This is a genomic window from Bacillus sp. GW823-FHT06A11 (assembly GCF_058795355.1).
In genome coordinates this window covers 283,755-298,194 of record NZ_JBXAHS010000005.1, presented here as the reverse complement: position 1 = coordinate 298,194, position 14,440 = coordinate 283,755, and the positions used below count along the sequence as shown (strand labels likewise).

Annotated in this window: 12 protein-coding genes and 3 pseudogenes; 3 read left to right on the top strand and 12 right to left on the bottom strand. The window is 31.7% G+C overall.

Annotation, left to right across the window (positions count from 1 at the left end; genetic code table 11):
• Positions 1–4 precede the first annotated feature (4 nt).
• Positions 5–1,438 carry an IS4 family transposase gene (locus AC1Q8L_RS23650; protein ID WP_001053935.1) on the top strand — a complete coding sequence of 478 codons (1,434 nt, stop codon included), beginning with the start codon at positions 5–7 and terminating at the stop codon, positions 1,436–1,438.
• 359 nt (positions 1,439–1,797) lie between these two features.
• Here the strand turns inward: AC1Q8L_RS23650 and AC1Q8L_RS23645 are convergent, their stop codons facing one another.
• The 7 genes and pseudogenes from AC1Q8L_RS23645 to AC1Q8L_RS23615 all read right to left on the bottom strand — a co-directional run bounded on the left by AC1Q8L_RS23645 (position 1,798) and on the right by AC1Q8L_RS23615 (position 9,617).
• A complete protein-coding gene (locus tag AC1Q8L_RS23645) occupies positions 1,798–2,541 on the bottom strand; it encodes a lipoprotein BA_5634 family protein (RefSeq protein WP_000745951.1) in 744 nt (247 codons plus the stop codon).
• A gap of 32 nt (positions 2,542–2,573) precedes the next feature.
• Complete coding sequence (locus tag AC1Q8L_RS23640) at positions 2,574–4,544, bottom strand: FtsX-like permease family protein (RefSeq protein WP_097853972.1); 1,971 nt, start codon at positions 4,542–4,544, stop codon at positions 2,574–2,576.
• On the bottom strand, positions 4,519–5,289 hold the full coding sequence (locus AC1Q8L_RS23635; protein ID WP_002153727.1) for an ABC transporter ATP-binding protein: 771 nt from the start codon (positions 5,287–5,289) through the stop codon (positions 4,519–4,521). Before AC1Q8L_RS23635 ends, AC1Q8L_RS23640 begins: the two co-directional genes overlap by 26 nt.
• Before the next feature lie 142 nt (positions 5,290–5,431).
• Positions 5,432–6,418 (bottom strand): sensor histidine kinase, encoded by a 987-nt coding sequence (locus AC1Q8L_RS23630; protein WP_000765323.1) that lies wholly within the window; start codon positions 6,416–6,418, stop codon positions 5,432–5,434.
• On the bottom strand, positions 6,418–7,122 hold the full coding sequence (locus AC1Q8L_RS23625; RefSeq protein ID WP_001092331.1) for a response regulator transcription factor: 705 nt from the start codon (positions 7,120–7,122) through the stop codon (positions 6,418–6,420). The genes AC1Q8L_RS23630 and AC1Q8L_RS23625 overlap by 1 nt, the downstream gene beginning before the upstream one ends.
• A gap of 271 nt (positions 7,123–7,393) precedes the next feature.
• Positions 7,394–7,931 (bottom strand): annotated as a pseudogene (locus tag AC1Q8L_RS23620) (serine hydrolase); the annotation flags it as partial.
• A gap of 255 nt (positions 7,932–8,186) precedes the next feature.
• Positions 8,187–9,617 (bottom strand): annotated as a pseudogene (locus tag AC1Q8L_RS23615) (IS4 family transposase).
• A 268-nt stretch (positions 9,618–9,885) separates the two neighbouring features.
• Between AC1Q8L_RS23615 and AC1Q8L_RS23610 the strand changes: the two are divergent.
• Positions 9,886–10,362, top strand: a complete 477-nt coding sequence (locus AC1Q8L_RS23610; protein WP_033667686.1) for a DinB family protein — start codon at positions 9,886–9,888, stop codon at positions 10,360–10,362.
• Between the two features lie 536 nt (positions 10,363–10,898).
• On the opposite strand, the gene AC1Q8L_RS23605 is transcribed toward AC1Q8L_RS23610, so the two are convergent.
• From AC1Q8L_RS23605 to AC1Q8L_RS23590, 4 genes are read right to left on the bottom strand one after another with little or no spacing between them, the layout of a single operon-like run.
• Entirely contained in the window at positions 10,899–11,633 is a 735-nt protein-coding gene (locus AC1Q8L_RS23605) for a Bax inhibitor-1/YccA family protein (protein WP_025118355.1), read from the bottom strand.
• Positions 11,634–11,672: 39 nt separating this feature from the next.
• Positions 11,673–12,467 (bottom strand): ABC transporter permease, encoded by a 795-nt coding sequence (locus tag AC1Q8L_RS23600; protein WP_492339509.1) that lies wholly within the window; start codon positions 12,465–12,467, stop codon positions 11,673–11,675.
• A complete protein-coding gene (locus tag AC1Q8L_RS23595; protein ID WP_025118353.1) occupies positions 12,464–13,162 on the bottom strand; it encodes an ABC transporter ATP-binding protein in 699 nt (232 codons plus the stop codon). The genes AC1Q8L_RS23600 and AC1Q8L_RS23595 overlap by 4 nt, the downstream gene beginning before the upstream one ends.
• Positions 13,159–13,539: a GntR family transcriptional regulator gene (locus AC1Q8L_RS23590; protein ID WP_025118352.1), complete on the bottom strand. Its 381-nt coding sequence runs from the start codon at positions 13,537–13,539 to the stop codon at positions 13,159–13,161. The genes AC1Q8L_RS23595 and AC1Q8L_RS23590 overlap by 4 nt, the downstream gene beginning before the upstream one ends.
• 312 nt (positions 13,540–13,851) lie before the next feature.
• On the opposite strand from AC1Q8L_RS23590, the pseudogene AC1Q8L_RS23585 reads away from it, so the two are divergent.
• Positions 13,852–13,953: pseudogene (locus tag AC1Q8L_RS23585) on the top strand (DUF8096 family protein); the annotation flags it as partial.
• 78 nt (positions 13,954–14,031) lie between these two features.
• On the opposite strand, the gene AC1Q8L_RS23580 reads toward AC1Q8L_RS23585, so the two are convergent.
• Positions 14,032–14,286, bottom strand: coding sequence for a DUF2726 domain-containing protein (locus tag AC1Q8L_RS23580; RefSeq protein ID WP_492339508.1), 255 nt, complete (start codon positions 14,284–14,286; stop codon positions 14,032–14,034).
• Positions 14,287–14,440: the final 154 nt, after the last annotated feature.

Here is a 14,440-nt window from a genome sequence, read left to right as displayed (position 1 = left end):
TTGTATGAATCTATCGATTCAAGATGAGTTTCATTTGTTTGCTGAAGAACTAGAGCGATATCTATCTCCACATATTCTTCAACAACTCGCACAAGAGGTAGGTTTTGTAAAACGTAAAAGTAAGTATGGTGCACGAGATTTGGCTGCCTTATGTATCTGGATTAGTCAACAGGTAGCAAGCGATTCTCTTACTCGATTATGTAGTCAGCTTTATGCAAATACAGCTACACTTATAAGTCCAGAAGGACTTAATCAACGTTTTAACCGATGTGCTGTTTTATTTCTACAACGTGTATTTTCCCTTTTAATCAAAAGCAAATTAAACGATTCGTCTCAAATCTCAAATCAATACACCTCTTATTTTCAACGTATACGTATTTTAGATGCTACTATTTTTCAAGTACCCAATCATTTAGCTTCTATTTATCCTGGTTCAGGAGGATGTGCACAGACAGCTGGTATTAAGATTCAACCAGAGTATGATTTACATAGTGGGAAATTCCTCAATTTTCAAATGGAACCAGGTAAAAATAATGATAAAACCTTTGGTACAGAATGTTTGGATACCTTACGACCAGGAGATTTATGTATCCGAGATTTAGGATACTTTTCTCTAAAAGATTTAGATCAGATGGATCAACGAGGGGTATTCTATGTTTCACGGTTGAAATTAAATAATAGAGTATATGTGAAAAATGAATCTCCAGAATTCTTTCGGGATGGGACAGTAAAAAAGCAATCTTTATATGCTTTACTTGACCTTGAACATGTCATGCATCAGATAAAACCAGGAGATACTTATGAAATTCAGAATGCCTATGTTGGACAACAAAAATTACCCTCACGGGTTGTAATATATAGACTCACATCAACTCAAGTTCATAAACGTAGGAAACAGCAAACTTATGTTGAAAAGAAAAAAGGGGTTACATACTCTGAAAAAAGTAAACGTTTAACAGAAATCAATGTTTATATTACCAACATCCCATGGGAAATTGTTCCGATGGAACATGTTCACGAGATTTACTCTCTACGTTGGCAAATAGAGATTGTATTTAAAACATGGAAATCTCTTTTTGGTATCAATCATTGTCACAATATTAAGCGAGAGCGTCTAGAATGTCATCTTTATGGACAGTTAATCGCTATTTTTCTTTGTTCTTCCACTATGTTCAAAATGCGACAGCTGTTACTACAGAAAAAACAAAAAGAATTAAGTGAATATAAAGCAATTTATATGATTCAAGATCATCTGTACTTAGTATATGAAGCTATACAACAAGACACTCAAGAAGTATCAAAAATTTTTCTTCGTCTGTTTGACCTCTTACAGAAAAACGGACGGAAATCCCATCGATATGAGAAAAAGACAGTTTTTGATATTTTAGGCGTTGTTTATCAGTGCACTATATCCAATATAAATAAAAAAATTGCATAACTTTTAAAAATAAACCTTATTAAGGTTTATTTGGAATGCGTATTTTTAAAAACAAATAAACAAAATATCAAGCATGTAGGCAACAAGAACGGAAGTTCATGGAATACCCAACCTTAGCTTGATGAGCATGGGGGCACCATATCATTGCGAGAAAATTGTAGGTTTAGACACAAAACAAGTGTATAAATTTAGATGGTAGTATAATTTCAAAAGTGGATCAGATTTTTTATTATGACTAAAAAATCTGATCCACTTATTTGTGTCCCTAAAAATAATCATATTTGAAAAAATTAATAACTGAACTTTCATTCATCGTTTAATAGACTTTTACTTTTTCTGTTCTATATGAATATATTTTCTTATTTTTCTGTAATATTCACAAAACTAACGGCTCCCTTGTTCTTAGTTCCTAAAACCATATTCAATTTATCTATTTCCTTACTTAATTCTGGTGCTTTTCCTTGATTGACTAAATTAAGATTCCCAAAAGATTTATTAAAAGATAGAATCTGTCTAGTTTTTTCTTTCCCATTTATTTCTTTAAATAATGTATCATCTACAATTAATAGGATTTCATTGGATTCACCACGATATGGAGATAGCCATACATCTCCTTTGTATTGAACATTCATTTTTTTGTTATCGAATGTTAATTCTTTTAAGTCTTTATATTCTTTATTTGCAAATATGATAGTTTCATTTTCCCCTATTTTTGGTAACGAATCGAGAGGGTCTGAAGATAGGAGCCCCTCGTTATTATCCCTTTCACGTATAAGTCCCTTTTTATTCATTTTTTCAGCAGTTGTTCTACTAATAAATAGTAAATTACTAGTAGCAGTATCCATAGAACCCCCAAAATTAGTCGGTAGCTTTATGTCGAGCTTGTTATTATCTATCGTCCCTTCTTTTAATTGATATAGGTCTTGTGAGCTTGTTATATCTTTGTATGAGTCAATTATAGAGCTTCTTGTTTGTTCGTTTATCGCTCCTACTTCTATTGAAATTCCATTTGCTGGAGAGTCTTTTGTACCAAATAATGAACATGCTCCTAACATGGTAATCGAAATACCAGCTACTATTAATAATCCAATTCTTTTTTTCAACCTATATTCTCCTTCATTTAATTATATTTAAATTAAAAAATCGTTTTATACATTTTTTTCAAATATTGAGCACGAACAAAGTAAAAATATATAATTTGTAAAACTAAGAAACAAACCAATACTATAACGGAACTACCCAAGACTGAAAAATTAGCTAACTTTTGCAAGGCCATAAAAGCTACGGCACTATGGGTAATTGCTATTACAATGGGTAAAAAGAATAGTAATGCAAGTTGACGTGTCACAATTTTCTTTAATTCAGGTTTACTTAAACCAACTTTTGCTATCATTTTATATTGCTGCTGATTTCGTTCTAAGTCTGTGTATAATCGGAAATATAAAAAGCTTGCAGCAAACGTAAAGAAAACAATACCTATTAATACACTCATGATAGATGCCAGTCCAAACCCTTGCTTCATAGCTATCCATGTAAAAATTAAAGTCGAAAATTGATATGATTCGTTGTATACCCTAGGATCATTTATATCTTTATTCCCTTTCTGTAAGGAAGCCAAGATTTTTTCAGCAACTTTTTTTGTTTTCTCCCAATCTTTCACAACAAAACCATTGATAGTGAATTGACCGTATTGATTCTCTGGATCCACAATCATTTGATTATATACAGAATCCGGAATAATAATTGTCGTTATGTTTGTATCTTGTAGTTCTTTTGGCGTTAGTATTTTATTTACATGCATAGCTTTTTTTATATTTCCATGCAACAATTGGAAGTTATTTTGTTTAGATTTTGTATTAGTGACTTTTCTTGATGGTATGACAAAACTTTCATTTTCATCTTTTAAGCTTTCTTTTTCAAAATCAAATGCCTCAGCTAACTTATTATAATCACTTATTTTTATAACACTTAATAAAACATTACTGTTATAAATGGTATCCGAAATTTGTTTGATTGAATAAGTCACTCGTTTGAAATTAAACCCGCCATCATTGAGTTCACTTTCAATCCTTTTTATATGTTCTTTTTCTAAATTGTTATTATTATAAGACCGATAAGAAAATGCAAAAGGGCTATCCGATTCAGCCATGGATGAATTTCCTAATCCCATACAAGTCCCCACTGCAGTGAAGGCAACAGCAGAAATAATAGTTACCATAAAAAACATTTTTGCATTATCTTTTAATTGATACACTAAATCTGAGATGGTGAGTATGTTTGTTTTCTTAAAGAAAATATTTTCCCTTTTCTTTAATACACGTAACACATACACACTGAGTTGTGTAAATAAGAAGTACGTTCCAAGTACAACAAAGCTCACCCCTGTCGCCAACATGGATAATACATATTTCACATCCTTGTAATGAATTGCGTTAACACTATGGAAAACAGCTGTATATCCTAATCCAATACAAATTAGTGCGAACAAAGATAGCCAAAGGGATGCTTTTGGTTCAGGCTTTGGCTTTTCTTCTGCTTTTATTAATTCTACTAATTGCTCTACATTTATTAGTCGAGAAGTAAAAAGTGAAATGAATAAAAATAGTAATAAGAATGCTCCAAATGTTATCCCAATTGCTTTAAATGGCATGTAAAATGGAAGTCCTTTATCAATCATTAACAGATTGTTGCTCATAATTAAGATAAACTTAGAGAACGCCATTCCAATTGTAATTCCTGTTAAAATAGAAGCGGTACCAATTATTATATTTTCAATAAATACTAATTTATTCAACTGTAAACGCGACATCCCATGTAGCATTAGAATTCCAAAATCTTTTTTTCTTGTTTTTAAAAATGCACTTACAGAATATAAGATAAAGAAGAATGAGAAGAAAAATATTAACCCCTGCGATATCTGTAATCCTGACTTTGCAAATGTATTGATTGTTATACTGGCAGCAAGATCCCCTTGTAAATTAGGATGAAATGCAAGTAATGCATAAGTAAAGAAAATCATAATAGCAAACGTACTACTTAAAAAATGAGCCAAATATGTTCGTTTACTTCGAATGACGTTATTAAATGCGAACTGTCGAAAAGTCATTTGCATTTCCTCCTAATAATGCTAAAACCTCTAGAATTTTTTGATAAAATACTTTGCGATTATCTCCACAATAAATCTCATTGTATAACTGTCCATCTTTGATAAACACAATTCGATCACAATAACTTGCAGCCATTGCATCATGTGTCACTAACATCATCGTTGTGCTATTTTCTTTATTAAGCTTTGTCAATAATTCCATCACATCACTAGCAGATTTTGAATCCAGATTTCCTGTAGGCTCATCCGCAAGTAATAATTTCGGATTATGAATTGTAGCTCGTGCGATAGCTGTTCTTTGTGCTTGCCCACCAGAGATTTCATACGTACGTTTATCTAATATTTCAGTTATCCCTAGTTTTTCAGCAATAGCTTCCACTTTACCTTCCATTTCTCTAGGGCTTACACCATCAAGCGTAAGTGAAAGAACAATATTTTCTTTCACTGTTAATGTATTAAGGAGATTAAATGATTGAAAAACAAACCCTAATTCACGTCTTCGAAATAAAGACAACTGATCTGGAGATAACAGATATGGATTTTCTCCATGAATTAATACTTCTCCTGATGTTGGAGCATCTATAGTAGAAACCATATTTAATAGCGTTGTTTTACCACTCCCAGATGGTCCCATAATTCCTACAAATTCACCTTTGTTTATTTTTAAATCAATATGGGATAATGCTGTATAAGAAATTTTCCCAGAATAAACTTTCCCTAAATCTGAAACATGTAGTATCTCCACAAGTATTTCACCTTCCATTTCTCTTTTCGATACATGAAGTGTAACTTATATATAGTATGTCTCATATCGATTTCCCTAACATTTATCTAACAAGTTTGTAAGATTCAAAAGAAAAACCGATGAAAGGTATACCTTCCATCGGTTAACGAGATGCATACGGGAATATGATTCTAATTTTTGTTCCCTTACCTACCTCAGATTCTAGCTCAATCTTATGATTTAATTTTTCACATACTTCTTTAACAAGATATAATCCCATTCCCGTAGACTCTTTAAATTTCCTACCATTTTCTCCAGTATAAAATGGATTGAAAACACGTGGTAAATCAGCAGAAGGAATACCAACCCCATAATCTTTTACTTCCAAAATAATTGCTCGTCCCTTTGAAAACGCCGATACTATTACTTTTTCTTTCTTACTTGACGAATATTTAATTGCATTTGACAGTACTTGATTGAGTATAAATCGAAACCATTTCTTATCTGTTTCTACAATAAGATTTGGATCTACTTTTACTTCTGGATACACATAACTACGTATAAATAGACGTTTATTTTCATGAATAGCAGAATCAATCATTCCCAATAACTGCAATCTGTTCACTTGAAAATCTTGTTCAAATGTTTCTAAGCGAGCAACATATAAGACCATTTCTAGTCCTTTTTTGATTCTTTCCGTTTCTTCATTAATACTGTCAAATCGTGAGTCTTCTGCATCTTGTGTAATTAACTCAATAACAGAAATAGGTGTTTTCATTTGATGAACCCATTGATTCATAAAAGTCATTTGCTCTTGTTGTTTTCGTTCCCATTTTTTTAATTGGTTTTGATAATATTGATATTGAGATTGTAGTAATGTTTCTAAGGCCATTGATAATGGAGTCAAATCACTATCTTTTATTGACTCATTTAAAGTTTCCATTGGTGTTGATAGACGCTTATAGAATGAACGATGACTATAATAACGATAGATTAAATAACCCATCAATAAAAAAACACCCAAAAATACTGAATATAATGCTGTCAAAATATGTGGATAGCCATCAAACCAATATATAAAAAGAATGATAAGCAATTGGGCAAATGTATAAAAAATAAGTGGAATATGTTCTTGTAAAAATAATTTCATTATTCCTTTCCTTCCTTTTTCCAAGTAGCATGCAAACGATATCCAGCACCACGAACCGTCTCCAATGCGTTTTCGATACCTAAATCTTGCAGTTTCTTTCTAATTCTACCTATATTTACACTCAATGTATTTTCGTCTATATATGAACTATCCCATAATTGTTCTAAAATCACTTCACGTTTTACAAGGAGCGGAGACTTTGTTATCAATATCTCTAATAAAGTTGTTTCTTTTCTAGTAAGTAAAATTGTCTTATCATTTAATTGAAGTTCCATTCTTTCTGGGAACAGGAATAATCCCGATTGCTCAACTATTCGTTCTTTTACTTTAGGAGCATATTCACCGTATGCTCTTCTGAGTTGACTACGAATTTTAGACATTACAACCTCATAATAAAAAGGTTTCGTAATGTAATCATCACCACCATTTTCTAAAGCCATAACTTGATCCATCTCTCCACTCCTTGCAGATAGAAATACAATTGGACAAGTAGAAATAGCTCGTATTTTACGACACCAATAATAACCGTCAAAATTAGGTAAATTCACATCTAATAGCACTATATCTGGTTTTATCTCTTGAAATATATCTAAGACATTTTCGAAGTCCTCTATAATAACACTTTGATATCCATATTTTTTAATATGAGTTCCCAGTAATTCAGCAATTTTTATATCATCTTCTACAATCATGATTGTATTCATAACGTACTCTCCTTTAATTTAGGCGCAATTTCTAAAGTTCATTTGTTATTTAATATTTTACTTATGTAAAAAAGATGATATCTTACCTCCCCCCTTTAATGCAATAAGTATCCAATAAAGCGTATATTTGTTGTTATTTAATTAATAATTTCAATAGGGATTGTTTCTATCTTTTTTCTTTGCTTAAGTAGATTCTTTTTAATATACACAAAAAGACCGTCACAGTATTGTGACGGATACACGAGAAAATATTAATAACTAATTACTATTATTATTTATTTGTCACTTTTAAAGCTTCTAACACTATCTTTGTTACTTCTGCAATAAACTTATCATCGTATTTAGCATCCTCTTTATCATGTTTAGAAAGTATCGAAATTATTTGGTGATCGAATAATTTCGATATCATTTCGGATTCCATAAGATTCCAAGTCAGTCTTATCAGCTACTTCCCATCCTCCTGGAACTCCAGCACGAATTAAGTTGTCTCCTGTAGTATTCCTTTGCATCCAATCTATTAATAAATCCCGTTTCTCAGTTGAAAGTACATCTCCTATCGTAAAATTCTGAAGACTAGTTGCTAATGCTTTTGGGGTACTAGTATCATGGGCGTCTCCTGGATGCACTACGTTTAACTCTGATTTAAAACGTTCAGTATTTGTAACGGCATCTCTTATTTCTCTCATTGAGTTTTGGAATTCTCTAGGTCGACCTAATTGTTTAAGAATAAGATTCTGTGCATTATTATCACTATATTGGAGGGAAGCATCTGCAAGCTCTTTCAGAATCATACCTGTATCAAAATTCTTCAATAAAATAAACCCGGTTTATTTCGTATGCAAACCTTTAAATTCCCTACATGTAGCCTAAAAAAGAAATAACTTCTACTATAAATTGATGTTGTATTTTCTTAGCTTGATAGCGATGTGGTACTACCCCACATCCATCAACTTAAGGTATATTTTTATACAAAATGCGGTCTTTCCATATAGCTTTTTATTATCTTTTATAGATTTTATAAAAGTGGGCATATCAAATAAATCCTGACGGGCTTCAATTTTTTACTATGCTACATGATGAGTAGAAGTGGTATACTCATACACAACACCCAAAATATCAAAGACTGTCTTTTTCTCATATCGATGAGATTTTCGTCCGTTGTGCTGTAGGAGGTTAAACAGACGAAGGAGAACCTTTGATAATTCTTGGGTGTTTTTGTGTAATGCTTGGTAAAAAAGTGAAAAATAATCCTTAATTATGTAAATCGCTTTATATTCACTTAGCTCTTTCTGTTTCTTCCGTAACAGGAGTTCTCGCATTTTAAACATGGTAGAAGAACATAATAGAATACTAATGAGTTGCCCATAAAGGTGACATTCTAATCGTTCTTGTTTAATAGATTTACAACGATGAATTTGAAACCAAGATTTCCATATTTTAAATAACAGTTCAATTTGCCAACGTAGTGAATATAAATCATAGATTTTCTCTTTTGGTACCCATTCCGTAGGAATGTTTGTCATATATACCGTAATACCTTGTAAAAGCTTCGTACGCTCTGTATAAGTAATTCCTTTTTTCTTTTCGCGAATAGCTCGGTCACGTAGGCGTTTCTGTTTTTGCTCCTCGGTACATCTATAAACCACAATGCGAGTAGGTAGTTTGTCTTTACTCCCTACATAAACATCATGTAATTCATACACTTGGCCAGGTTGTAATTGTGTCATGATGTCTTCCAAATGAATTTGTATATATACCGGTCTCAATTGAGTGGGCTTTGTTTTAAATACAACTGTTTCGAACTCTTTTCTGTATATTTTAGTTGGTAACTTAAGACGTGATAAATAATATCCTTGCTTGTCTTGAATAGACTTAAAGTCTTGTAAACGAAAATATCCTAAGTCACGAATATATAGTTCATTCTTTTGTGCCATGCCTGTTCGAGTCGCACTATATGCCTGATCACTTCGTTTTCCTGGTTCAATTTCCACATCAGAAAATTCCCCACTCAACAAGTCATACTCTAGTTGAATTTTCACACCAGCTTTATGACTGCATCCTCCGGCACCAGGATAAGTAGCTGCGAATCGATCTGGAACTTGGAAGGTTGTAGAATCAAGGATGCGAATGCACTCAAAGTAAGCTGAAAGAGAATGAGAAATCTTAGATAAACCTCAAATTTTAGGTTGTAGAAGTGTAGTAAATACAGTTCGAAAGAAAGCTACAGAAGCTGAGTTAAAGCGTCGATTAAGTCCCTCCGGACTTAATAAAATTCCTGTTGAGGTTTCTAACTGACTACAAAGTTGAGTAAGAGAGGTAATAGCGACTTGTTGATTTAACCATACACACAAAGATAAGAAATGGTGCCCATGGCACTTACGTTTTCGTTTCATCCCGCCTGCTTCTATAGCTAATTGATTAAGTGTAGCAGGAGACATATATCGATATAACTCTTCGGCAAATAAAGATAACTCTTGTTTTTGATGGATATTCATAAAAAGTACGTCACCCTTTCTCATTAATATAAGAGAATAGTAACGTGCTTTTAACTCCAAAAATAGTCTATATACGGATTTGGAATAAAGTCACGAAGTTTAAAAAAGACGTGTTGTTTTAATAAGGTGCAACGCTTTTGCTCGAGATTACTTATCTAGAGCTTGTTTTATTGAACTAACAGGGCAGGTTACTTCAATAAAAAGAGGGGTTTTAGTGACAAAAGCTAATTCTTATTGCTATAAACAATTATATAGGGAAGTGTTTACATTGATAAATTTTTTTAAATATAACTGGCAAGTAAGAGACGAATGGTTTGAATGGTGTAATCAACTATCAAATGAAGAGTTGATAAAAGAGCGAACTGGAGGAGTAGGAAGTATTTTATATACCCTTTTTCACATTATTGATGTTGAATATAGTTGGGTTCGTGGTATTCAAGGTAAAGAAGACATAGTAGTTGAATTTGCTGATTATGATACACTTGAGAGGGTTAAATCTCTTTCAGATAGATTCCGGAATGAAATAGCTGAATTTCTCAAAAAAAATTTAGATGAATTAAAAGAGAAAGCTGTATGTGTTGCTTGGGATGAAGATAAATATACTGTTGAGGAAATATTACACCATATAATTGCTCATGAGATTCACCACATTGGTCAACTCTCTGTTTGGTCAAGAGAAATAGAACTCAACCCCGTACCTGCTAACTTTATTGGAAGAAAGTTTAAATCCATTCATTCTTATTAAACTAAATGGAGCGTTAATGGTATAAGGAAAATTAAATTAATCAGACTTTTTTATAAAAAACAGTTCTGGAAAATAAAAGAGAGCCATCGTTTTGTTCAATTACTGTTTAAAACAATGGCTTTTTATATGCATTGAAATTATGGGTTTAGAATGATTTTTTAACCAAACTTTATTTTAGACCTGCACCAAATCCTTAAGTTGATGGATGTGTGGTACTACCCCATGCCCATCAAGCTGAGATTTTAAGACATCCCCAGAATTAAAACTTCATTATTTTGCAGTTAAAAGACAAACAAAAAAGGTCCTTAACAATTTGTTAAGGACTACGGAATAAAGCCGCAATTTGGGTTGAAACCCAATCAGTTTGTAGAAAATAAATTGCAACTATAATAGCAATTGTATTCCCAAAAGCAATGTTTCAAATGGATTTTAGCATACCTGTAACTGTAATGGTATCAATAAAATATGGATTGGATTACAAATACTGGCTTCAAAGACTAAAAAAAACCTGCATGTCTAAACCATGCAGGTTTTTTTTAATCTTTGTTTTTCATAATGTAAGAAACCAGACGAAGGATTTCAAGGTATAACCATACTAATGTCATCATAAGTCCTACTGCACTGTACCATTCCATATACTTCGGTGCTCCACTTTGAGCACCATTTTCAATTGAATCAAAATCTAGTAATAGATCTAGTGCAGCAACAATAATTACAATCGTACTAATGATAATACTAATTGTCCCACCTTGGTGAATATATGGAACAGTTAACCCTAAGATGCCCAGTAAGAAAACAATAAAATACATAATAAGAATTCCAAGTGTTGCAACCGTTACAACCGCACGAAACTTTTTAGTTACTTTTACTACTCGAGTTGCATATAACACTAACATGGCAAATAAAATTGAAATTGTCAGTAATACGGCAGTTAAAGCGATAGAATCTCCAAATCGCATTGTATAAAATGCTGAAATACTTCCTAATAAAATCCCTTGTAATACTGCGTAAATTGGTGCACAAATTGGTGATATACGAGGAATGAATATAACTACAAATGCGACAATTATAGTAACTACCACAATTCCAATTAATACAGGTATCTTCATTGTCCCTTGTGTCATCTGTACGTATGAATAGACAGACGCTGCAAGAAGTAAGGTAAGTAAAATAAATGTTTTTGCTATCGTTCCACCAATAGTCATCGTAGAAGCATTTGTCTTCTCTTTATGAAATTTTTCTTTTTTTAATATTGGATTAGTTGTTCTCATTTTTTCCTCCTAAATACACTCTACCTTTAAAGTGGATCTTTATATTTCTAATTTTTTATCAATGATACGCCCTGTAATAGCTGCTAGGACTATTATGAATATGCAAGTAAAACATACATCTAAAATAGTAAACCCTTCACTAGGATACAGTGATGTGTCAATAAAACCATTGTTATCTATGAATCCCGTACTCTTTATGGTGATTACATATTTCTCTAATTTACTTAAAACGTCCAGTATAAATGTTTGGATTATTAAAAATAAAGCAAAGAGAGTTATTGATAAAAATCCTTTACTCACTGATGACTTTATAGGAATAAGTTTTATAATTACCATGATGAAATAACAGGAAATTAATATACTCATGAAATCGATTCCCCATAACAAAACGGAAAGTATGTGATGTAGAATTCCATATGCATATAACTTATGAAATTCTTGTTGGTAGCCTTCGGTTACTTTTGCTCCAAGGTTACTTTGAGAAAAATAGTATAGAAAAATTAAGCCTATTACTAATAAAAGAATAAACATTAATGTGAAGAAAAATAAATTTGCATATATATACTTTTTTCCTGAGATGGCTGTATAACGAATCATCGTATTTTTTAGCATTTTATTGAAAGAAGGCAAAGCTATTAAAAGTAGTAAAAATGCAGCGCCACCTATGATGAATATAAATATACCTAATGTTATATCCTTTGTAAGTTGATTTGTTACCTTTGATAACCCCACCATCTTAAATAAAAGAAGTAATGAAATAGTAATAAATCCAAGGTAAAATACAACAATTCTTTTTCTATTGCAATTAAATAAATAGCGGAAAAGTGGGTTCATTTCTCAAAAACCTCCTTAAATAACTCATGTACTGCTTTACCATGATGAAAACGAATTTCTTCTACATTTTCATGTAATACAATCCCGCCGTCTTTTAAAAAGATTACCTCATCAAATATATTTTCGATTTCCTCTATTAAATGTGTTGAAATAAGAATGGTACTATCTTCACGATAAAATTTAAGAATTAAATCTAATACATGCTTTCTAGAAACAAGATCAATTCCACCTAATGGTTCGTCTAATACATATAACTTTGCTTTCCTTGAAAAAGTTAATATAAGCTGTAATATTCCTGTTGTTCCTTTTGATAAGATACTTATGTTCTCTTCTAGAGGTATTTTAAACTCGATTATCAAATCTATTGCATGCTGTAAATTAAAATCAGCATACATATCTCGATAGAACAACAAGGCATCTTTTACAGTCATCCATGTTTCAAAAACGGGATTATCGGGCATAAATGAAACGATTTCTTTGGTTGATAATCCCACCTTGTTATTTTCAATTCTAATACTTCCTTTAGAAGGAAATCGTAAACCCGAAATCATTTTTAATAATGTCGTTTTTCCACTACTATTTGGACCAACAAGACCGATAATTTTTCCTTCTGCTATTGTTAAGCTTACATCTTGAATCACTGTTTTCAAATTATAATTTTTCCATAAATTTTCAATTTCGAGTAATTCTTTCATTCATTTCCCTCCTTTTTCTTTTCTAAAGAAGAACAAAGTATGGATATAATTTCTTCTTCTGTAAATCCTAAGTTATTCATTCCATTTATAAAATTATCAAGCAACTCTTTTGCCATTTCTTTGCGTAGCTCTGTAATTTTTTCTTCATTCATGGTTACAAATCTTCCTGTTCCTCTACGTGTCTCAGCAATACCTTCCCTTTCTAGCTCTTGAAACGTACGTTGAATCGTATTTGGATTGACTTGTAATTCACCCGCTAATTCACGTACAGCAGGAATTTTTTTACCTGGCGCCAAATGTCCTGTTACAATTTCTTTTTTGATGTATTCCATTACCTGAACATAAATAGGGATATTAGGAGAAAACTCAGTTTTCATTTCTTTCCTCCTCTGTATTAGTGTACTAGACAAATAGTACACTAATGTAAATTATATGTAAATAGTTATTTTGAAAACCGTAACAAATGGAAGGTGATATATTTAGTGAATGCATGTAAACACCCAAGCACCAAAAACGACCGTTTATGGTATTTTACTTATTTCTATCCAGATTGAGAAAAATACTATTCAAATTTAGTTTCAAAACTTATACCCAAAATAAATGATCCTAACATATTAGTCATATACAATATGTTAGGATCGTGATATTTTAAGTATTTTTTGGATTTAGGTCTTGATAAACTTGCCAGTGGTCGTTGTGATAATTGCGGCAACACCGCATTTAAAAGTTCCGTTAAAGATTTCATCTTCTTAAGAGAATGCCGTCAATGTGGTATGAAGAAAATCATATAGCCCTATCCTAAGGGCTTTATTCATTCTTTTATATTTTTAAGGAGTATTAGTCTTTACTATAACTCTTAGTATTAATCCTTAAATCAACTCATATAACTTCAAAAAATATATTATAGTTTCTTCTATTTGATTATTTGTCTCACTATAAGGAATATCTACAACTGGTAGTCCAATCCCCCAACAAAAATTTCGTTTTATTTTATCTCGTAGCATTCGCTTTCTTGAGCCCTTAAATCCCCCAAAGTATTCAGATTTCATATATTTATAATGTTGTATACCATTATATTCTATAGCAAATAGAGGATATTTACCTTGGCAAACAACAAAATCCATTCGATAATCATATTCAAATCCAAGTTTTTTAAGGGATAGTTCTTTAATAAAAACTATATCGTTTTTAATTAGAAAATATGTAATAAATTCCGCTCCATAAGACTCTTTATAACTTCTGTTGCAGCTAGGACAATTTTCGCCATCCTTTTTGATC